This is a genomic window from Saccharopolyspora hattusasensis (assembly GCF_050972075.1).
In the GTDB taxonomy this organism is placed as follows: Bacteria; Actinomycetota; Actinomycetes; order Mycobacteriales; family Pseudonocardiaceae; genus Saccharopolyspora; species Saccharopolyspora hattusasensis.
Genome location: NZ_JBPCDC010000001.1, coordinates 1,312,425 through 1,336,201, shown reverse-complemented (window position 1 = coordinate 1,336,201; position 23,777 = coordinate 1,312,425). Strand labels below are relative to the sequence as shown.

General features: G+C 65.2%; 1 protein-coding gene. It reads left to right on the top strand.

Annotation, left to right across the window (positions count from 1 at the left end; translation table 11 throughout):
* Nucleotides 1-23: 23 nt before the first annotated feature.
* On the top strand, nucleotides 24-23,639 hold the full coding sequence (locus tag ACRXBZ_RS05555) for a WXG100-like domain-containing protein (protein ID WP_433878104.1): 23,616 nt from the start codon (nucleotides 24-26) through the stop codon (nucleotides 23,637-23,639).
* The last annotated feature ends 138 nt before the right edge of the window (nucleotides 23,640-23,777 follow it).

The window sequence follows — 23,777 nt, the reverse complement described above, 5'->3', positions numbered from 1 at the left end:
GGTTTGAGGGTTGGGTGGGTGTGATGTTTTCGTCGATCATGGTGCCGGAGGGGGTGAGGCGGCTTTTTCAGGTGTTGACCGGTGAGGATATGACGGATGCGGATGAGGGTGTGTTGTTCGCGGTGGCGGATGCGTTGGAGGCGGGTGCGGCGGGGCTGGGTGAGGTGCGGGCGTTGGTGGCGGAGTTGGTGGGGAAGGTGCGGACGGAGTTTTCGGGGAAGGCGGCGGACCGGTTCGCGGACGGGTTGGGGATTTTTGATGGGTTGTTGTCCTCGGGCCAGGCGGGGTTACTGGATTTAGCGGTGTTCGTGCGGAAGACGTCGCAGCAGGTGCGGTATCTGAAGCTGGTGACGATTTATAGCCTGGAATTGCTGGCGGTGGAGATGTCGTGGGCGATGCAGTTTGCGGGGGCGACCGCTGGTGCGTCGCTGGCGTGGCTGGCGGCGCGGATGGCGGTGATGCGGTTTTTGTTGACGAGCTGGTGGAGGCAGTTGTTCATGCGGTTGGCGATGATGGCGGCTGGTGGTGTGGTGTTCAACGTGCTGCCGGATGTGCAGGCCCAGCTGCAGATGTGGGGTGAGGAATCGGCTGAGAAGTGGGATAGGACGCTGACCGAGCAGGCGGCGGGGATGGGGGCGTTCTCGGCGTTGGTGGCGCTGCCGATGTCGGCGGTGGGCGGTCTGGTCAGCAACATGTTGACGAAGGTGCTGGTGAAGGGCCTGGGCGATGACGTGGATGCGGCGATTCTGGAGGCGGCGGTGAAGAAAGCGGTGGCCGAGCACGCGGAGTTGTATCCGGTGTCGGCGATGGCGAAGTTCGCGGACGCGGTGGGCAAGAGTCTGGATGACTATGCGGGGATGTCGGTGGGGGCGATGTGGCTGGCGCGGTTCGGGCATAGCGTGGGGGAGGCGGTGGCGGGCTCGTTGTCGGAGTTTTTCGGGGAGGCGTTGTATGCGGCGGCCACGGGCCAGGAGGTGACCTGGAACCCGTTTAGTTTGACGGCGGGTTTGTTCGAGACGGTGTTCAGCGGTGTGGGCAACCTGGCGGGTTTGGCGTTGCGGGGCAAGCTGCACCCGGAAGGCCCGAGCCCGTACCTCGAGGGCACCGGCGGGGGCGGGGACGGCAGCGACGATGGTGGCGGGTCCGGTGGGGAAAAGGCCCCGCTGCTGGGGGCAGGGTCCGGGTCGCAGACAGGGAACATCCCTGGCTCCTTAGACAAAGACAGCACGTTCATCCCATCCGATACCTCACAATCGGCTTCCTCCGATGCCTCGCGATCGGATGCCTCGGATGCCTCGCGATCGGATGGCTGGGCTGGCTCGGATTCGGGGGCTGGCTCGGATTCTTCGAGTGTGTCTGATGTGGACTCTGTGTTCTCGGGTACCGGGTCGGTGGATTCGGCTGCGGTGTCGGTGTCTTCTGGTGAGGGCCTGGTGGTGCCCGGTTCCGCTGTGGTGTCTGCCGTTGTTGTGGGCGGCACAGACGGTAAGGACGGCACGGACGGCACGGACGCTAAGCGGGGTGCCGATGGCGGTGTGCCGGGCGGGACCCCGGCTCGTGATGTTCCGGTGGTGCCGGGTTCCGGGCAGCACCGGCCGGGCACACCACCACCGGCATATTCCGGTGGGGTGTCGGGTGTTGACCCGGACCGGCCGGGCACACCGCTGCCCGCACATTTCGGTGGGGTACCGGGTGTTGGTTCGGACCGGCCGGGCACACCGCCGCCGCCGTACAGTCCGGTTGCCGGTGGCGATCAGGCCGTGCCTGGGAAGCGGCCGCTGGAGGTGTCTGCCTCGAAGACACCGGATTCCCCGACGGTGACCCCACATGCTTCTGATGTGCCCGCGGATGCCCCGCGCCCGGAGACTGTCAGGTCCGAGGCTGTCGTGGGCCCCGGTGGTGTGCCTGCGGATGCCGCGCGTCCGGGGACTGTCGGGTCCGGGTCTGTCGTGGGCTCCGACGGTCGTGTGCCTGCGGGGCATCAGGTGTCGGGGGCTGTCGGGTCTGGGTCTGTTGTGGGCTCCGGCGGTGGTGTGCCTGCGGGGCATCCGGCATCGGAGGCTGTCGGGTCCGGGTCTGTTTCTGGCAGTGGTGTGCCTGGGGGGCATCCGGGGTCGCAGGGTGGGGTGGCCGGCCGTGATGGGGATCCCGCTGTGGACGAGGCGGTGGTGTCGCCGGATTCGGTGACGCTGTCGGGGGAGGGGTCGCAGGCGGCGTCGTCTCTGCATCGGGATCCGGCGGCGGTGTTGCTGGCGGGCTTGCCGGCGGACACGGTGCGGGTGCCGGTGTCCGCGGAGGTGGTTGCTGGTGATGGGTTGGCGGAGTTCGTGCAGGGTGTCGCGGGTTCCCCGGGCGGGCCTGTGCTGCTGGTGTCCGAACGTGATCCGGACGCGGGTGTGGTGGTGCCATCGGGTCAAGGGTCGGCACTGGCGCAGTATCTGGGCCGCAACGTTGTCGCGATGACGCCGGGACAGGCCGGGCGCGAGCCGCAGTTAACGGTATTCCCCGCGGATGGTTCTCGTCCCAAGCCGCTGGCTGGGCCTGGTGCCGCGGTGCTCGCCGCCGGGCGGAGTGGGGGCGTGGCCGGCTTGGCGGACGCCTCGGCAACGGTCCCGGCCTCCGGTGGGGAGCCGGTGGCCCGGGGTGAGGCACCGGCTGTCCAGCAGAGGTCGGTGGTTGGGGAGGGACAGCCCGCGGCCGCTGCACCCGATGCCGGGGCGGGCACGGTACGGGATACCAGTCGGATACCGGTGGGTCAGTGGACGCCGTCGGAACTGCGCCGCGCGATCGCCGAGGCGAAGCAGCTGGAGTTGTCCAGCAAGGAAAAGGAGAAAGCCGGGCAGATTGTGTGGTCCGCGCATGACGTCGCGGCGTTGGCTCGCGGGGATGCTGTTGTGCCGCTGGAGGATGTGGTGGCGCTGGTCGCCGCCAAGTACCACGACCTCGGCCCGGAGCACCGGGATCAGGTGGTGGAGTTTTCCGGGGCGCTGGCGGACATGCTGGGTACGTGGCGCAGCGAACCGGTCATCCACGCCGGAGCCGGACCGGCACGGCCGTCCGCGTCCGGTGTGGAGCCCGCCCCGGTGCCCTTCGGTGAGCTGAAGCCGTTGAGGGATCCGGTGGATGCGTGGGGGTCTGAGCAGCGTGGCGGGGAGGGGTCGCTGCCGGATGTGGTGGATGGTCGGCGTGTGGTGTTGGGCGCGGGGGATTTGGCGGGGGTTTCTGAGGAGGGGCGCGGGGCGCTGGACGCTTTCGTGGGAGTGACGGGAGTGGCCGCGCGGCCGAGGCTGGCTGGGGTGGATGGTCACGCCGAGGTTGATGGTCACCATGTCCTGGCGTTCCTGTGGATGCTGGACCGGTGGGGTGTTGTGGACCATGCGGTGGTGGTGAAGAAGCGGAAAACGACGTGGAGTGCCCGCCACATGAGGTGGCCGAATCTGAACGGTCCGGAGTTGGTGGAGGAGGGTACCGACGTCTGGTATGTGATGGGCGAGTACGCGCCAGGGGAAAGGCCGGATAACGCCAAACGGCCCGACGACCTGCGGGGCCCGCTGACCCAGGGGCCGCTCGCGTTGAAGGAGGTGCCGCCGCATCTGAATCCGAACGGGGAATTTCCGCCGGGCACCTGGCTTGCGAACCGCGGGGAGTCGGTGGAGTTCTTCGTGCATGTGCTGGACCGGGCGGGTGCCAGGGTGGAGTACGGGCTGGCGGATCAGGGGCTGTTGCTTCGTGGCCGCGAGGCCGAATGGGAGGGGTTGTTCGCGGCCCTGCACGATAAAGGTCCGGCGGAGTTGATGAATATGGTCAACCCGGACGTGTACCGGGACCTGTATCTGGCTCAGGCGTTGGGGGTGGACGAAACCACGGCGCAGGTGTGGCGGATGTGGTCCTACCTGCCCGAAAAGTGGCATGCCGAGGCGTTGCGCCGGGCGATCACCGGGTCGGTGGTCAGCAAATACGGTGGGCGAGAAGCGGTCAAGACACTGGTCGAGACCCTGGTACCCGACGGTCCGCGGTACCAGAAGCGGTTGCGCGCACTGGGTGAGCTCATGATGACCCTGGCCGATCGCCGCCGTCGGCTGGAGAGGTGGAACGAGGTAACGCGTGCCACCCCCAGCGCGGCTGACTACCGCCGCGCGCTGCAGCACAAGGTGGACGAGCTCGGTGGCTTGGATCAGATGGCCGAGAGTAAGCCCGGGGTGGAAGCGACCCGTCTCGCCGGTCCGGCACTGCAGCGTGCCGGTGAGCTGGGCAGGCGGCCCAGTCCGCGGGGGCTGAACGTGCTGCGTGAGTTGGTGCATGCCCTGGACGGTCGTGAGCTTGACTACCTCACGCGCTTCTTCGGCGACGTTGTTGACGTTGCCCGGGCGGTCGGCGTTTATTTGGGGGACGTGCGCGCGTTGCGGCTTGGCCGTGGCAGTGATCGTGCGGCCGTGCGTGGGATCTTGCTGGACGCGTTTGTCGCGGCGTTCGGCGGGCCGGAAGGGGCGGTCGCGGTGGCGGACCGATTGCGGGAGCTGGGCATCGAGATGGGACTGCGGATGTTCGCGGACGGGCGGCCGGAGGAGGCAGCTATCGCCGCGCGGACGGTGCTCGGTTTGCCGATCATGCAGGAGTGGGGGGCGTGGACTCTTCCCGAGGTGCTGGAGTACGTCGCCGGTGATGCTGTTCCCGCCGGAGTCCCGGACGAGAGATTGGTGCGTCACCTGGGTCCGGCCCGAGCGGCCTTGGTGACCGGCGTTGACGAGTCCACGGTTCAGGAGTGGCTGGACGGCAGAAGCCAGCCCACCGCGTTGGAACGGCACGAGATGCGCGAGGCTGCCCGGCTCTCGAGCTCGGAGCTGGTGCGCTGCCTCGGTCCAGGCCGGACACTCGAGGTGACCGACGCCGACCAGGGGCCTGTATACGAGTCGGAGGTATGGGAGTGGTTGGAGGGCTTCCCCGAACCCGACGCGGAGGACACTGGGAAGCTACGCCTGGCTGTGCTGCGGGCTATCCGGGATGGGCTCATGCAGGGGCCGCAGCCGTTGTGGCGGGTGGTGTGGAGTGGGAACGGGATTCGGGAGGCTGAGCGCCGTCTGGCGTGGGCCGATGCCACGAAGGAAGACGAGTTCCCGTCCGACGCATGGGAACAGTGGAAGTCTGACGCACGGTCACAGTGGGAGAAGGTGGACGACCCAGATCCGTCTCTGCCGCGCGAATCGCGAGAGGTCTTCAATGGGCTGGGGAAGTCGCTGGAGGCTTCGGTCAACTACATCGTTGTTCAGGTCCTGCTGGGCAATGCGTACGCGAGGGACATGGTGGCGGGCTCGGGCATCGTGATTCCTGACCCGGGTCAGGACCCGGATCCTGGCGCGGTCACGGGGTTGCTGGAGCAGATCGCCGACCATCTCCGCGCGGCGAAGGACATGCTGGACTCTGGTGTGTTGCGGCGGATGGTGGGAGGTGCGGCGAGTGAGCGGTTCCAGGAGGCCACGGGTGGTGTTGTCCCGCAGCTTCGCCTGACAGGTGGCCCCGGTGCCGTGCGGGAGTTCATGCGGCAGACAGCGGCGGGGGACGAGGTTCATTTCCTTGTGGTGAGGGTGCCGTCGGCGGCCTCGCGGGATGCGTTGCGGGCAGCGTATGTGAAGGGCGCCGACGCGGATGCGTTCGTGGCCTCGGGTGATTTCTTTGAAGGCGGGCAGGCGCACTATTTCCTGGACACCGTCCAGGGTGATGACAGAAGGATCGACCCCAAGTCGGTGCCGTCGGAGGTGGTGGCGGACGCGGGTGCCGATGTGGCCTGGTGGGTTCAGCATGGCGGGCTACACGCTCGCGCAGGCGGCAGCGATGACAGTGGTTTTGCGGCGCCTGTGTTGCGGGGGAAGAGTTCGATTCTGGGTGGGCCGGAGCAGGTGGCGTGGCTGGATGGCCAGTTGCCGCGGGTGGCGGAGTTGCTTGATTTGCCGGAGTCCGAGCGGCTGGAGCGGCTCGGTAACCTGGCGGGGATTGCGGAGCTGGCCGAGTTGGCGGGCCGGATGGAACAGCATCTGACGGCGCCGGGATTCGATCCGGACGGTAAGCGCGCCTTGAGCGTCGAAGCTGCGAAACGCATGGTACGGCGGGGAGCCTGGACCTCAACGGATCTGCAGACCGTCGCGGACAGGTTGCCTGAGATGCGGAAGGTCGAGAAGATCTGGGGCGATCTGGCGTCCCGGGCAAGGGAAGCGACCGGCGAGGGGAAGCGACGCACCTCCGCTGATCCGGCTGACCCTGATGATTCCGCTCGTGGTGGGAAACGTCGTCGTCGCCTGGCCTGGCCTGGTGTGGTGCCGGAGGAGGTCGCTTCCGCCTCCGCCGCTGGCAACGAACCTGGTGGTGCGGGCCTGGAACGGGCGACCCTTCTTCGCCTCGGCGGCCCCCCACCCGGCCGCATCGCTTCCAGTCCTACGGGGCAGCCGGGTCCGGTTCCGGATGCGATCGAACCGGCGCCCCTGTTGCAGCCCGTGTTGGTTCCGGCCGCCTCTGGTGGCACGACGGTGGCCGGGGGTGAGGCATCGGCTACCGGGACGGGGTCTGCCCAGGCGCGGTCGGTGGCCGCGGGGGTACAGCCTGCGGCGACCACGCCCGGTGCCGGGGCGGGCACGGTACGGGATACCAGTGAGATACCGGTGGGGCAGTGGACGCAGGAGGATCTGGACCGCGCGATCGCCGAGGCGAAGAAGCTGGACCTGTCCAGCGACGAAAAGGAGAAAGCCGGGCAGATTGTGCAGAGCACGCATGACGTCCAGCGGTTGGCTCGCGGGGATGCCGTCGTGCCGCTGAGGTATGTGGTTGCGCTGGTCGCGGCCAAGTACCACGACGTCGGCCCGGAGCACCGGGCCGAGGTGGTGGAGTTTTCCGGGGCGCTGGCGGACTTGCTGCGTACGCGGCGTAGCGAACCGGTCATCCACGCCGGAGCCGGACCGGCACAGCCGTCCGGTGTGGAGCCCGCCCCGGTGCCCTTCGGTGAGCTGAAGCCGTTGACGCCGCTGACGCCTCTGGTGGATGGGGGGTCTGAGCTGCGTGGCGGCGACGCGGAGTACGGGCGGGATGGGTCGCGGGGGTCGTTGCCGGATGTGGTGGATGGCCGGCGTGTGGTGCTGGGCGCGGAGGATTTGGCGGGGCTTTCTGAGGAGGGGCGCGCGGCGCTGGAGGCTTTCCAGGCGGCGACCGGAGTGGCTGCGGAGCCGAGGCTGGCCGACGTTGATGGTCACAACGTCTTGGCGCACCTGCGGATGCGGCTGGACTTGTTGGGCGTTGCGGACCGTGCGGTGGTGGTGAGGAAGCGGAAGACGACGTGGAGAGTCCACACGTGGTCGGATCTGGACGGTCGGGAGTTGGTGGAGGAGGGCATCGACGCCTGGTATGTGATGGGCGAGTACGCGCCAGGGGCGAGGCCGGATGGCGCCATGCGGCCGGAGGACTTGTGGGGGCCCCTGACCCTGGGGGCGCCGGATCAGGCGACGGTTTCGGAGCTGGACCCGAACAGGGAGTTTTCGTCCGATGACGCCGACTTGGAGAACATCGGGGAGTCGTTTGAGTTCTTCGTGCATGTGGTGGATTCGGCTGGTGTCAGGGTGGAGTATGGGCTGGCGGATCCGGGGCTGTGGCGTCGTGGCCGTGAGGTCGAATGGGGTGGGTTGTTCGCGGCTGTGCAGGATGAGGGGCGGCCTGCGGAGTTGATGAATAGGGTCAACCCGGCGGTGCGTGAGAGCCGGTATCTGGCTCAGGCGTTGGGGGTGGATGAGGCCACGGCGCAGGTGTGGCGGATGTGGTCCTACCTGCCCGAAGGACATGCCGCGGCGTTGCGCCGGGCGATCACCGGGTCGACGGTCAGCACCTACGGCGGGCGGGAGGAGGTCAAGAATCTGGTCAAAGACCTGCTGCCGGACGGTCCGCCGTACGACGGGCGGTTGCAGGTTCTGGGGCAGTTCATGGTGCGCCTGGCGGATCGCCGCCGTCTGCGGGGGAGGTGGGGCGAGGAACGGCGTGCCCAACTGGGTGTCCCCCGCAGCGCAGCTGAGTACCGCGCCGAGCTGCGGGAAATGGTGGCCGGGCTCGGTGGCCTGGACCAGGACATGGAGGTGGAGGTGGAGGTGCCGGTGCTCGAGGGTCCGCCACCGCAGCGTGCCGGTGAGCGGGACGGGCAGCCCAGCCAGCGGGAGCTGAACGTGCTGCAGGAGTTGGTGCATGCCCTGGACGGTCGTGAGGTTGACTACCTCCTGCGCTTCTTCGGTACGGACGCCATGGTGGGCGATGCGATCGGCGATTATGAGTGGCGTCGCGGCGGCGATCGTGCGGTGATGCGCGGGATCTTGCTCGACCTGTTTGTCGAGGCGTTCGGCGGGCCGGAAGGGGCGGTCGCGCTGGCTGACCGGTTGCGGGAGCTGGGCCGGGGTCCCCTGAAGCAGCTGGGCTGGGAGATGGCCTTGGAGGGGGAGCTGGACCCCCGGAGGGGCGTGCAGGTGGCCTCGCAAGGGCAGCCGGACCCGCAAACCGCGAAGACGGTTCTCTTTTTGCTGATGGATGATTCGTTGCCGTGGAATCTGGGCGATCTGGTGGAGTACGTCGCCGGGGGTGCTGTTCCGGCGGGAGTCCCGGATGGGGAATTGGTGTCTCGCCTCGGCACGGCCCGAGCGGCCTTGGTGACCGGAGTTTCCGAGTCCACGGCTCAGAGGTGGCTGGACGGCAGGCAACAGCCCGAGCCGGAGCATCTGCAGCGGATGCGCGAGGATGTCCGGCTCCCGAGCTCGGAGGTGGTGCGTTACCTCGGTCCGGGCCGAGCAATCGAGGTGACCGACACCGGCTGGCTTGCTAGAGACGAGTCGGATGTATGGGAGTGGCTGATGGGGTTCGTCGAGCCCCGCGCGGGGGAAGCCGGGAAGCTGCGCCTGGAGGTTCTGCGGGCTATCCGGGATGGGTTCGTCCCGCCAGCGCCGTTCAGGCGGTTGGGTTGGAGCGAGAGCTGGATACGGGAGGCTGAGCGCCGTCTCGCGTGGGCCGATGCCAAGAAGGGAAGCGAGTTCCCGTCCGAGGCTTGGGAACAGTGGAAAGAGGTGAAGGACTCAGTTCGGTCTCTGCGGCCCGAATCGCGAGCGGTCATGGATGGGCTGGGGAAGTCGCTGAGGGCTTCGGTCAACTACATCGTTGTTCAGGTTCTGCTGGGCAATGAGATCGCGAAGGCCATGGTGGCGGGCTCGGGCATCGTGGTTCCCGCCCCGGGTCCGAAGGCGGCCACGGAGTTGCTGGATCAGATCGCCGACAGCGTCCGTGCCGCGGACGGCATGCTGCACTCTGGTGTGTTGCGGCGGGTTGTGGGAGGTGCGGCGAGTGGGCTGTTCCAGGCCGCGACCGGGGGTGTTGTCCCGCAGCCCCGGCTGACCGGTGGCCCCGCTGCGGTGCGGGAGTTCATGGGCCAGTGGGCGGGGGACGACGTTCATTTCCTTGTGCTGAAGGTGCCAGAGACCTCGCAGGATGTCCCGCGGGCAGAGTATGTGAACGGCAACGACGAGACGAATGCGTTCCTGGCCTCTGGTTATTTCTTTAAGAACGGTCCGGCGCATTATTTCGTGGACGCGGTCCAGGGTGATGGCAGAAGGATCCATCCCGGGTCGACGTTGACGCTGGGTGTGATGGCGGACGCGGGCGATGCTGTGGCTTGGTGGCCTGGCCGACTGCACGCCCCTGCGGGGGGCAGCGACGGTGGTGGTCCGGCAGCGTCCGCGTTGCTGGGGGAGGGTTTGCAGCCTGCGGCCGGCGACGTCATTCTGGGTGGGCCGGTGCAGGCGGCGTTGGATGGCGGGTTGCCGCGAGTGCTTGATTTGCCGGAGTCGGTGCGGCGGGAGCGGCTCGGTAACCTCGCCGGGATCGCGGAGGTGGCCGAGTTGGCGGGCCGGATGGAGCAGCATCTGGAAGCGATGCCGGGATTCGATCCGGACGGTGAGCGTAAACGGAACGTCGACGTTGCGAAACGCATGGTACGGCAGGGGGCCTGGACCGCAGAGGATTTGCAGTGGGTCAAGGACGGGTTGCCTGGGATGCGGGCGGTCGAGAAGAAATGGCGTGGCCTGGCGAGCTTGTCGAGTCGTTCTGCTGCGGAGCGGGAACTGCTTTGGTCGAGCGATGAGGCCGATGTGGCGTTGGAGGAATTGTCTGGCCCGGCACGGAAAATCTTGTTGGACCGCGCATCCATAGCATTGGGGGAGCCGTTTAATGGCTCGCAGCGGGCTGTAAGCGTGCTGGCCTATCACATGATGCGTGGTGTCGGGGACGGTGAGATCGCGCGGGTACGGAACAGACTGGCCCGTATGTTGGTGGCCTTGACGGCGGTGAGTGCGGGGGCCGGGCCCGAGCCGGGGACGGGCCGGGGTGCGGGGTCCGAATCGGTCGGTGATGCGGGCGTGGTGCCCGCACTGGGTGGGGATGTGCGGCCGGAGTTCACTGGGGATGCGTCGGGTGATCCGGCGACCGCTCCGCGGTCGGAGTCCACCGAGGATGTGGTGGGTTCCACCGGGAGCGATGGTGGTGGGGGTGCGGGGACGTTCGGGCGCGGGAGTCCGGACTCCGAGGAGCGGTTCAAATCGTGGCTGACTGAGATCGCCTTTCTCCGTGGTGATGGTCTCCGTCGGGCGTTGGGCCGTGATGGTGGCGGGGTGCTGCGTGGTCAGGTCGACGGCCCGAGGGCTTCTGCGTGGGATGCCGAGTCGAGCGCTGGCACACCCACTGACGGTGCCGCGATCGATAAAGCGGTGAGCGACGAATTCGATACCGTCATGAACAACGAACAGCCAGGGTTGCTGGAGCGGCTTAAGCGCGTGGGCGGAACGGGTGGGGGCTTGCGGCCAGAGTCCGCTGTGGATGTGCGTGATGCGGGGACCGATGACGCTGGGGGCGGTCTCGGCAAGAAGGCACGGGCAGCGCTGCTGGCTCGGCTTAGTCGCTTAAGCGTAGCCTCGCCGTCGGGGGGCACGTGGCCCGTCGAGGGGTCTGGTGTGGACGGTGGTGCTTTCGGGGTTGCGCTGCGTGAGTTGAAGGGGGCTGACCCGGGCAGCCGGGCCAAGGCGTATGCGTACGCGGACCGGGTTTTGGGCGAGCTGTCTGGGGAGAGTCTGACGGCTCGGGTGCTGATGGCGCATCAGTACCTGATGTCCCCGGATGACGGAACTGTTGCGGAGCGACTGCGTGTAGAGCGGGAGCGCCAGGTGATCGGGCTGGCGCATATCAGTGCGGGCGCGGGTCCGGAGCCGGGGCCGGGGGGTCAGGCAGCGGGACAGTCCGGGGAGTCTTCTGCGGCGGGTGGGGGTTCGGGCCAGGCGGGCGGGCTTTCACAGCCACATGCTGCGGTGCCGGTGGATGAGGGCGCGGGTGTTGCCGGGCACCAGACGGAGCGGGAGCAGCGGGCTGAGCGGATTGCGGCAGGGCTGGCGGAGCTGGCGGAGTTGAACGCTGAGAAGGCGGAGTTGGAGAAGTCGTTCCCGGGGCAGAAGTTCGATCCGATCCGAGAGGCGATGTTGGAGGGGCGGGAGTGGGATCCGGTTCAGCACCGGGAGTTGGAGGCCCTGCAGGAGCGTATCGAGACGGTGCAGGCGGAGGTGGACACGCTTCTTACGGAGCGGGACTGGGATGAGCGATACACGCGGGCTGAGAAGCGGTTAGGTGAGTGGGCCGAGATCGTGGGTTTTGATGTTGTGGACCGGTTGTCGGCTGATGCGGACGGGATTTTGGGGCCGCTGAAGGCGTCCGGGCGGTTCCGGGTTGTGATGGCGCACTGGTTGGGTGAGCATCGGAATGACGCGCGCGGTGCTCAGGCGGTGCGGGTGGAAATGGCCGGCTATCTGGGCGGTGACTCTGGCATTGGCATGGCGGTGAGTGGTTTGCCTCGCGACGCGTTCGAGGCGGCGAGAGCACAAGAGCAGGCAGCTCGTGCTGGGAACCAGGCGGAGGCTGTGGCCCTGATGGTGCGCGGGGACGCTTATGAATCAGCGCTGGAAGTTATTTCTCGGATTAGCTCGGTACAGCAAGAATTCTCGGACGCCGGTCACGAGTTGGCCAGCGTAGAAAATAAAGATGACGTGGACCGTTTGTATGTTGCCGCGGACAAGGTCTTGGGGCCTCTCGCGGAGTCGAAGCCGTTCGAGGATGTGATGGCACGCGCGTTGCTGAAGAAGCTGGAGAACCTGCGGGATAAACCGCAGGAGCGGCAGCAGTTGATGACGAACCCCCAGGCTGATCAGCAGGTGCAGGAGTTGCGGTGGAGACTGGTCAAATACCTGGCTGGTGACACAAGTGGCGGTGAGAACCAGAAATATGCCGAAAAATTGCTTTCCGCCACGGTGACTCCGACGACTGGAATCGGCGTGACTCAGTCTACAGCGAGCCAGATGGATTACCGGCACGTGGCGGTGGGCACGGCACTGAGTGGCTTCAAGGGCAGTGAAATCAGAGAGTTGCTGCGAAACGAGGCACTTAAGGACGCGCTTGGCAAGGATTACGACGCTAGCGAGTTGGGGAAGCGTTACAACAGATCCCGGCCATGGGGTGACAAAGTTCTTGGTGATGCCCGGGCGCGGCTGATCTCCGATTTGAAAAATTCGGTGGCGTCTCTGGAGAAGGTTTTGGAGGGCGAGGCAGACACTAACTTGCGGGAAGAATATGAAGCCAAGATCAAAAGCTGGTTGGATCTAAAAGTGGCGCAGCGCAGAACGATCCGTCGTAGGACAGCGGAAGTTGCGGCTGCTGTTGAGTCGCTGGGCCGAAAGCCGTCCAAGCGGGCCGCAGAGCAGTTGTCTGAGCGAGGCAAGATCGCGGGTCAAGATGGCGGGGTCGATGGTGATGCAGAGTGGCACGCTCGAGAAAGCGAAATAAGGCAGGAATTCGCGAAGGCCGGTCAAGCGTTGGCCAGCGAACAAGATCAAGATCGCGTGACCGGTTTGTACGCTGCCGCGGGCGAGGTCTTGGGGCCTCTCGCGGAGTCGAAGCCGTTCAAGGATGTGATGGCACACGCGTTGCTGAAGAAGCTGGAGAACCTGGGGGATAAACCGCAGGAGCGGCAGCAGTTGATGAAGAACCCCCAGGCTGATCAGCAGGTGCAGGAGTTGCGGTGGAGACTGGTCTGTTACCTGGCTGGTGACCTGAGTGGCCGTCCGGAACCGAGCACTGCCGACAACTCGCGCCCCGCTGCGGCCACCCGGGCGCCTAAAAAAAATCGATCTGAAGCACTGAGGATTTATCAGCGGAACATAGCGGTCGGCAAGGCGCTTAGTGGTTTGAGGGACGATACTGCTGTCAACAAAATGCTGCAGGACGACGCAATTGCGGAGGCGCGTCGCAGGTGGTACACCTCCGAACGTTTGGGAGAACGGTACAACAGAGCCAGGAGTTGGGGTGCCAGTGTTCTTGAGGTAGTCAGGAAGCTACTGTCCTCCGATTTGGAAAATTCGGTGGATTCTCTGCGACACATTTTGGCGAAGGTGGAGACGGAGGCGGCGGCGGCGGCGGCGGAGGCGGCGGAGGCGGCGGCGGCGGCGGTGACAATCACTAAACTACGGAATGCTTATCGCGCCAAGATTGAGAAGTGGGAGAATAATACATATAAGGCGCACGCCAAGACAGTCTTTGATCGGGCATCGGAAGCTGCCGCTGCTGTTGAGGAATTTCGGGGGGAGTACCGGAACTACGCGGTGCAGAAATTGCGGTGGATTTACGAGACAACGAGAGGCGGGTTCGCGCAACTGCAAGTTCGGTACGGTCGAGAGGTTGAGGACGGCGAGTTCTACCAGATTTTCAGGGAACTGCAGGATGATAGTCAATTGTGGGATGCGGTCGCGCATCGGCTGGTGGCGAATGGCGGTCAGTTAAAGGATGCGCAGGCGTTTCTGCAGCGACTGCATGATCTGAGGCTCGCGGCGTCGGCCGTGAGTGCGGGCGCGGGTCCGGAGCCGGGTAGGGGCCTGGTGTGGCCGAGCGTCCAGGAGCCTTGGCAGGCGGATCTTGCTCGGCGTCAGGGGGAGGTTGCGGCCGTAAGCTTGATAAAGCAGGAATTCGCGGAGGCCGGTCAAGCGTTGGCCGGTCAAGCGTTGGCCAGCGAACAAGATCAAGATCGCGTGAACGGTTTGTACGCTGCCGCGGGCGAGGTCTTGGGGCCTCTCGCGGTGTCGAAGCCGTTCCGGGATGTGATGGCACACGCGTTGCTGAAGAAGCTGGAGAACCTGGGGGATAAACCGCAGGAGCAGCAGCAGTTGATGACGAACCCCCAGGCTGATCAGCAGGTGCAGGAGTTGCGGTGGAGACTGGTCTGTTACCTGGCTGGTGACCTGAGTGGCCGTCCGGAACCGAGCACTGCCGACACCACGGTGACCTCAGGGCCTAGAGCCGATCGAGCTGACGGACGGGAGGATTATCCGCACCGCGTGTGGGTTGGCGCGCGCCTTAGTGGTTTGTGGGACACGGATGTCAACAAGGTGCTGCGGGAGGAGGCGATTGCGGAGGTGCTTCGCACGGAATACACCAACACCAACCGCGCCGGTTTGGCAGCTCGGTTCGCGAGATCTGAGTCTTGGGCTTCCAGTGTTTTAAGGGAGGTCCGGAAGCAGCTGGCCTCCGATTTGAAGGCTACGGTGGGGTCGCTGCGGCAGATTTTGGCGGAGCCGGAGAACACTGACCTGCAGAGAGAATATGATCCCAAGATCGAGGAGTGGTTGAATAACATAGATTCGGCGTATACCAACTCGGTCCGTAATCGGGCATCGGAAGCTGCTGATGCTCTTCAACGGTTGCAAGGTGCGCTCGTGACGCATGGAGGTCAGGAGAATCGGATAGCGGATGCGCAGCAGTTCCTGCAGCGACCGAATCTTCCGAGCCTCGCCGTGAATGAGGGCGCGGGGCCGGAGCCGGGTAGGGACATGCAGCCGGAGTCTGACTATGTGTGGGGAAATGCGGATGCCGATGACCACGAGACCATCGTCGACGAGATGATCGTTGACGAGACGGAACAGCAGCTTGAGCGGCTTCATGGCGAGGATCCGTCGCAGCCGCTCGGCTCCGGTGGATTGAATCAGGTGGCAGGCTCAGGGGAGTCTTCTGCGGTGGCCGAGCTGAGGGCGTGGATCGCTGAGGCGGACGCTGGGCTGAAGAGGATGCGCGATAAGAAGGGGCAATCAGTAGACGATCTGATCGATGGAGTGAAGCCGAGCATGGGAGCTATTGGGGTCCATGACGGAGCCCGGCGTGTGATGGCGCACTACATTATGAGTCACCCGGAGAATCACGCCGGCATCAAGGAGAGGCATCAAACACTACGTAATCTCGTGGTGCGGGACCCGCAGTTGTATCAAGAACTACGTGAGTTGGCGGTGCGGGACTGGAACGAGCGATACGACCGGGCCGAGGCGCAGTTGCGTGAGTGGCTCGGGAGCGCCGGTCATGATCGTGCGGCCGGGTTGTTGTCTGATGCGGTCAGGATTTTGGGGCCGTTGAGTAGGTCGGGGCGGTTCCGGTATGTGCTGGCGCACTGGTTGGATGAGCATCCGGGCAACCCGCGCGGTGCTGAGGCGGTGCGGGGGGAAATGGCCGATTACCTGGCCGGTGACCTTGGTGACCTTGGCGTGGTGGTGAGTGGTCTGTCTCACGACGAGATCGAGGCGGTGAGAACGGAAGAGCAGGGAAACCTGATAATGCGGGAATTCGCGGAGGCCGGTCAAGCGTTGGACGATCAAGCTTTGGCCAGCGAACAAGATCGAGCTCGCGTGAACGGTTTGTATGCTGATGCGGAGGAGGTCTTGGGGCCTCTCGCGGAGTCGATCCCGTTCCGGCATGTGATGGCACGCGAGTTGATGAAACCGCCGGCTGATCAGCAGGTGAAGGAGTTGCGGTGGAAACTGATCTGTTACCTGGTTGGTGACCTGAGTGGCCGTCCGGAACCGAGCACTGCCGACACCACGGTGACCTCAGAGCCTAGAGCCGATCGAGTTGACGGACGGCAGTCTTATGCGCTGGGCGTGCAGCTTGGCGCGCAGCTTAGTGGTTTGGGGGACACGGATGCTGCCAACAGGGTGCTGCGAAACGAGGCGATTGCGGAGGCGCTTCGCACGGAATACACCGCCGCCCGTTTGGCAGCTCGGTTCGCGAGATCTAGGACTTGGGGTAGCAATGTTTTAAAGAAGGTCCGGGAGCAGCTGGCCTCCGATTTGAAGGCTACGGTGAAGTCGCTGGAGCAGATTTTGGCGGAGCCGGAGATGAACAGTGGCCTGCGGGACAAATATAAAGCCAAGATTAGGATGTGGTTGCTGTATCTAGATTCGGTGCAGATCAAAACGATCCGTGGTCGGGTATCGGAGGCTGCCGCTGATGTTGAGAAGTTGCAGAGGGAGTACTCAGAATACGCGACACAGGAATTGCAGGCGATTTACGCTATAGTGAGCGGCGGGTTCGCGAATCTGCAAGGTCAGTACGGTCTAAATCGTGTGGTCAGCACGTTCCGTCAGCACTTCAGGGAAATATGGGATGATACTCAATTGCGGGATGCGGTCGCGCATCGGCTGCTGACGAATGGAGATCAGTTAGACGATGCGCGGGAGTTTCTGCGGCGACTGCAGCGTCTGAGGCGCGCGGAATCGGCCGTGAGTGCGGGTTCGGGGCCGGAGACGGCATCGGTGGCCGGCGCAGGCGAGCCGGTTACTGGCGGATCCGGGTGGACCCGCCAGAACCGGGACGGGGTGTTCCGTGCGTCGTGGCGGGCGGACGACCGGACGGACACGGGCACCACCGATGGCGGAACCGCCGAGCGGGGCGGGGAAACCGATCGGGGATCGGTTCGTCGGAGTGGTCTCGAACCGGGGACTACTCCGGCCGATCCGCAGACGGTGTCTACGGCCCCGACGGAAACTGCTCGCGAGGCTCGGGAGCAGTCTGCATCGTTGTACCGTTCCAGTGGATCACGGGGGTTCGGTGGTCGTGGAGCGCCGTTTGATGAGGAGTTCTTGGCTGACGACTCGTCGGAGTCGTCGGCGGATGTGCATGGGGATCAAGTGGTGGAGTTTTCCCAGGCGTTGGCGGAGCTGGGTACGGAGGGCAGCGGGCTGGCCGTCTGGGCCGGGGCGGGGTCGGAGGGTCAGGTAGCGGGGCGCTCAGGGGAGTCTTCTGAGGAGGAGGAGGCTGACTTGGGTGAGTTGATCGCTAAGGCGAACGCTGGGCTGGAGGGGATGCGCGGGCAGGGGCTGCCAGTAGACGAACTGATGCTTGCAGTGCAGGAGCGTATGGGAGCTCTTTTAGGCGGTGACGGTCTCCGGAAGGTGGTGGCGCACCACATGCTGAGTAAGCCGGGGGATGTCGAGGCCACCCAGAAGTTCCTTCGAAAATTCTATGCGTTGGTCTGGGATGAGCTATACGAGCGGGCCGCCGCGCAGTTGAAGGAGTGGGACGGGATCGCCCCTCGTATCGGGGGTCGTGATGCTGCTGTGGACCGGTTGTTGTCTGATGCGGACAGGATTTTGGGGCCGTTGAGTGAGTCGGAGCGGTTCCGGTATGTGCTGGCGCACTGGTTGGGTGAGCATCCCGGTGACGGGCACGGTGCTCAGGCGGCGCGGGTGGAAATGGCCAAATACCTGGACGATGGCCCTGACATTGGCGCGGCGGTGAGTGGTTTGACTCGCGACGCGTTCGAGGAGATGCGAGCGAAAGAGGAGCTGCGAGCGGAAGAGGAGCGTTGGCAGGCATATCGTGCTGGGGACCAGGCGGAGGCTGCGGCCGTTACTGTCCCGATGGTGCGCAGGGTCGAGGATGATCCAGCGCTGGCCGTTTTTTCTCGGGTTAGCTCGGTAAAGCGCAGGCTCGCGGAGGCCGGTCAAGCGTTGGCCAGCGAACAAGATCAAGGTTTCGTGGACGGTTTGTACGCTGTCGCGGACCGGGTCTTGGGGCCTCTCGCGGAGTCGAAGCCGTTCCGGGATGTGATGGCACACGCGTTGCTGAAGAAGCTGGAGAACCTGTGGGATAAACCGCAGGAGCAGCAGCAGTTGATGACGAACCCGCAGGCTGATCAGCAGTTGCAGGAGTTGCGGTGGGAACTGGTTTCTTACCTGGCTGGTGACCTGAGCGACGGTGCGGATCCGAGTACTGCCAACAAGTTGCTTTCCGCCACGATTACCCGGTATCCCGGCGAGAAATATTCTGGAGCAGTGCAGGATTATCAGCGGCGCGTGGCGGTTGGCGTGGCGCTTAGTGGTTTGCCGGACAAGGCTGCTGTCAAACGGGTGCTGCAGACTGAGGGGCGCGAGGAGGCGCTTTCCAGGAATTACAAGGAGGACACTTTGGGGGCTCGGTTCAACAGATCTAGGAATTGGGGTCGCCAAGTTCTCGAAGATGTCAGGAAGCAGCTGATCTTCGATTTGCAAGCTACGGCGGGGTCTCTACGGCAGATTTTGGCGGCGGTGGAGCCATACACTGACCTGTGGTACGCATATGAAGCCAAGATCGCGGAGTGGTCGGCTCTAGAAGGGGTGGACGTCAAAGAGATCCGCAGCCGGGTACAGGTAGCTTCGGATGCTCTTGAGCGGCTCCGAAATGCCGCGAAACTGGAATTGCAGAATATTTTCGAGGCAGCCGACTGGTTGCAGCAGTTCGAAGATCTGTCCGGTCCAGCTTCGGTGGTCCAAGCGTTCTTTGACGTAGACCAGCGCTTCGGGAGAATGCAGGATGATCAATTGCGGCGGGCGGTGGTGCATTGGTGGCTGACGAATGGAAGTCATTTAGGGGATGCTCAGGACCGTACAGGGCATGCACAGGCGTTTCTGCAGCGACTGTATGGCCTGAAGATCGCGGCGATGGGGGTGAGTGCGATCCGGGCCGGCTTGTTCCTGCGGTCCGGGCTTTCCGATGATGGTCTTCTTCTTGGCGCTGCGCGGCGGATCTCGTCTCGACCTGACCGGTTTGTGGTGGTGGCGCGTGGTGATGGACGTGGTGGGGTGTTGGTGGATGGGCGGCCGGTGGATGCGCGCACGCTGGCCGATGTGATCCGCCGGTCACCCAACTGGGATCCGGAGGCTGGGGTGTCGGTGTGGTTGTTCGCGTGTGCGGTGTCGCCGGAGTATGTGACGGAGTTGAAGGAGCTACTGAATTCGCGGGTGCGGCATGGTGTGGGTGGGTTGACGTGGATCGGGCCAGGCACTGGTGATTCCCTCGCGATGGTGACGACCACGGCGGTGGTGACGGCGAATGGTGTGATGCGGCTGCAGGAACCGCCGACCGGCCGGGTGCTGGAGTACCTGCCGGGGGTCGATGAACCGGTGGAGCTTGGGCCGGATGGGTTCCGGCGCGATCCGGAAACACCGCGTGGTTTGGGATTGCCGCACCCGGTGCACCTGAATGACGACACGGCGTCCGAGGAAACGGTGTCCACCGCGGAGTCTGCTGTGGATGGTGATGCTGTCTCGGTACAGGGCGACGCGGTTTCACAGGCGACCTCGGGAGGGTGGCAGTTCGATTCGGATGAAGCGGATTCGGCGGGCTCAGGTGCGGTGGCTGGGTCCAGCGTTCGGCTGGGGGTTGTCGGGGAAAGTCGCGCGGATGGTGCGACGGGTCCGGTTGATGTGGACCGTGTGGAACAGGCGCGGCGCGTGGTGGCGGATTACGCGGATAGCGTTGGCGGTTGGGCTGAGTTGGCCCGCGAGATCGGGCTGCATCGTCAGGAGACGGGCTTCCGGCGGCTCAGTTCACGGCGGGTGCCCAATTATGAGCAGCGTTTGATCACCGTCACCCGGCTGATGTTGGACGTGTTCGGTAGTGCCTGGGGTGAAAGTGCGCGTCCTGTCTCGGACTTGCATAATGTTCGTCGGCTGTTCGACGCGGTTCGACGCCGCTATCCGTATGTTGGCGAGAGCGTGACGATCGATCATGTGCGGCAGATGGTGCGGGACTTCAACCCGGCTGACAGACGGCCGGTGTCGGATGCGGATGTGCGGACACTGGTGGAGCTCGTTGAAATCGCGAGGGATCGTTGGCGTGGGGCCACCTTCGAAAGCTTGGAGAGTGTTTGGCGCGCGCAGACGGTCCCTGTAGAGCTTCCCGGCCTTGTGGTGCTGGGTGCTCTGGAGTCCATTGCCGGCCGGTTGGAGGCCAATCGTGTGTGGCTGGAGGCGAACAACCGGAGGGGCTTGCTGGCTCGTGTCGATGTTTTCCGGGCTAACGTCCGGGAGGAGAGGGGGACGCATTGGCGGCCGACCGACCGTTCTCGTTTGAGCTCGTTGGGTGATCTCCAGATCACCGGTGAATGGCTGATCCAGGAGGCGAGCGCCGATGTGAGCGATCGTGCCGTGGCCGCGCTGGTGGCGTTGGCGGAGGAGCACGGTGGCGGACGCGCTGTGGCCCAAGCGGTTGGCGTGGATTCACGGTATGCGGCACGGGACCGGCAGAACCTGGGCGACGTTGTGCGATGGGATTGGGAGCAGTTGGCCATCGTTGTGCGGTTGGCGATGGACAGATATGGCGCCCGGCCGACTCTGTATCAGGTGCGGGCCACAGAACTTGATCCGCTCGGGCCGCGGGTGCAGAGGCAGGAAACCTCGGCGGAGGGGGAGTCTGATTCGGATGGAGGGGATTCGACGGGCGTAGGTGCGGTGGCTGGGCCGAGCGTTCGGCCGGGGGTTGTCGGGGAAGGTCGCGCGGATGGTGCGACGGGTCCGATTGATGTAAACCGTGTGGCACAAGCGTGGAATGTGCTGGATGATTACGCGGATACCGCAGGCGGTTGGGCTGAGTTGGCCGAAGCGATCGGGTTGCATCATCAGGAGCGGGGCTTCCGGCGGTTCAGTCCGCGGTGGGTGCCCAATTATGAGCGGCGTTTGGTCAACATCGCCGAGCTGATGTTGGAGGTGTTCGATAGTGCCCCGGGCGACGATGCGCGTCCTGTCTCAGATTTGCGTGATGTTCGTCGGCTGTTCGACGCGGTTCGACGCCGCTATCCGTATGTTGGCGAGTACGTGACGATCGATCATGTGCGGCGGATGGTGCGGGACTTTAACCCGGCTGACAGACGGCCGGTGTCGGATGTGGACGTGCGGACACTGGTGAGGCTCGTCGAATCCGCGAGGGATCGTTGGCGTGGGGTCACCTTCAAAACCTTGCGGAGTGCTTGGCGCGCTCAGACGGACCTTGTCGAAAACCCCGGCCGTGCAGCGCTGAGTGCTCTGGAGATCATTGCCGACTGGTCGGGGCCCATGCGTGAGCGGTTGGAGGCGAACAACCGGGAGGGCTTATTACTGACTCGTGTCGATATTTTCCGGGCTAACGTCCAGCAGGAGAGGGAGACGCCTTGGCGGCCGACCGACCTTTCTCGTGTGGACTCGTTGGGTGATCTCCAGATCACCGGTGAATGGCTGATCCAGGAGGCGAGCGCCGATGTGAGCGATCGTGCCGTGGCCGCGCTGGTGGCGTTGGCGGAGGAGCACGGTGGCGGACGCGCTGTGGCCCAAGCGGTTGACGTGGATTCACGGTATGCGGCACGGGACCGGCAGAACCTGCGCGACACTGTGCATCGGGTGTGGGCGCGGTTGACCAACATTGCGTGGTTGGCGATGGACAGATTTGGCGACCGGCCGACTCTGGATCAGTTGCGGCAGGCCGCGGAACTTGGTCGGCTCATTCCGCGCGTGCTGATGTTGCGGGTGCAGGGTGTGGACGACCGGCTGGGTCCGATGCCTGCCGATCTGGACGAAGCGAGGCTGGCCGGGTATCTGCGGTCGGCGGTTGAGTTGTGGGCGGCGGGTCCCGGCGCGGAGCGTCAGGTTGGGCGCGTTGTTGCGCGTCCGGTGACTGAGGACGATGTGCGTCATCTGGCCGATCTGATGATGTCGCTGGCACGTGGGGGGGTGGGGACGGTGACGTGGGCGAGGCTGGAGCGGGTCTGGAATACGGAGCGCCGCGCGGTGACTGAACGTGTCGAGGGCGCGGTGGTTGCGTTGCGGCGGGCTGTGGAGGAGATGACGTGGGATTTGGCGTCGTTGCCGAGTTGGTACCGGGGGGATCTGCGGGTACTGGCCGACGGGATAGCGTCGGTTGCCGGTGCGCAGGTCTTCCGGGATATGGAGAGCGGCCTGGTGCTGTTGCGGCCGGCGGATGCGCTGGTGGCGGATCGGCTGGAGCAGCTCCAGACCCGTGCTGTGGCGCTGGCCGGGCAGATTCGGGCGGCGCGTGAGGCGGCCGATCTTGTGCCGGTGGGTCCGTTGATGCTGGCTGATGAGTTGGTCCGGCGGTTCGGCCGCGACGAGCTGGGTGTGGCTGGGGATGGTGCGCTGGGCGACGCTGATCGGCGTCGGATCGTTCGTCTTGGCGCGTTGGCGTCGGTGCTTGCCGATGTTCGTAGCGCCGCGGATCTGGACGTGGAGGATGTGCGGCACGCCCGGCAGGTGGCCGGTGCGTTGGAGGACGCTAATGCGGGCTTGCGGGCGACGGGGGTGGGTCCAGAGAACCTGCGGAGTGTTGTTCGTGACTTCCTCGGTTTGCCCGCTGGCGCACGGGTGTCGCATGAGGACATCCGAAGCCTCGCGACCCAACTCGTTGCTGTTGCGCCGGAACCCGGGATGTTGCGGGAGGTGGGTTCGCGGTGGGTGTCGGACCGGATCAATTCGGCGTTGTCCGGGTTGTGGAGTGCGTATGACCGGATTGCCAGGCATATGGCGGACTTGCCGGGTGACTACCGGCCGGATTTGCGGGCGGCGATGGCGGAGGCCGCGCGTTTCCGGGGACCGGTGAACGCGCGCTGGGCTGTGGAGGACGGGCGGCAGGTGCTGCGTCTGGAGGAGTCGCGGTCGGGCCTGGAATCCCTCGCCCGTGATGTGTCGATGGGGGATCCGGACGCGAATAGTTCACTGACGACGATGGTTCGGGCCGTCGAGTCGCTGGAGGCGCGCAGCGAGGCGCCCAGGGCCGGGGTGGGCCGCAGCGATGACAGCGGTTCAGGTGGGCCCTTTGAGCGGGATGCGGCGCCCGGTCTGCATGGTGTTGCCGGTGCTTTCCAGAGCGTGCTGCGGCAGGAGCCCCGTGCGATCCGGGCCGGCTTGTTCCTGCGGTCCGGGCTTTCCGATGATGGTCGTCTTCTTGGCGCTGCGCAGCGGATCTCGTATCGAAGCGACCGGTTTGTGGTGGTGGCGCGTGGTGATGGACGTGGTCGGGTGTTGGTGGATGGGCGGTCGGTATCTCCGCGGACCCTGGCTGATGTGATCCGCCGGTCACCTAACTGGGATCCGGAGGCTGGGGCGTCGGTGTGGTTGTTCGCGTGTGCGGTGTCGCCGGCGTATGTGAAAGAGCTGAAGGAGCTACTGAATTCGCGGGTGCGGCATGGTGTGGGTGGGTTGACGTGGATTGGGCCAGGCACCGGTGATTCCCTCGCGATGGTGACCGCGGCGGTGGTGACGGCGGATGGTGCGATGCGGCCGCAGGAACCGCCGACCGGCCGGGTGCTGGAGCACCTGCCTGGGGTCGATGAACCGGTGGACCTTGGGCCGGGTGCGTTCCCGCTCGATCCGGAAACACCGAGTGGTTTGGGACTGCCGCACCCGGTGCACCTGCGCGCGCCGGTGGACGAAAGCGCTGCCAGGCCGCAGGTGCGGTTGCCCGGGGACCTGGGGTAGGAGATTGCGGGCCTGGAGCGGGAGATTGATGACCTGAATCAGGGACTTCGGGGGGATGGATCCGTTTGAGGATCTGATGCAGGGATTCCAGGCGGATGCGGATCGACTCCGCGACGTGCCGCTGGCTAGGGGTGGGTG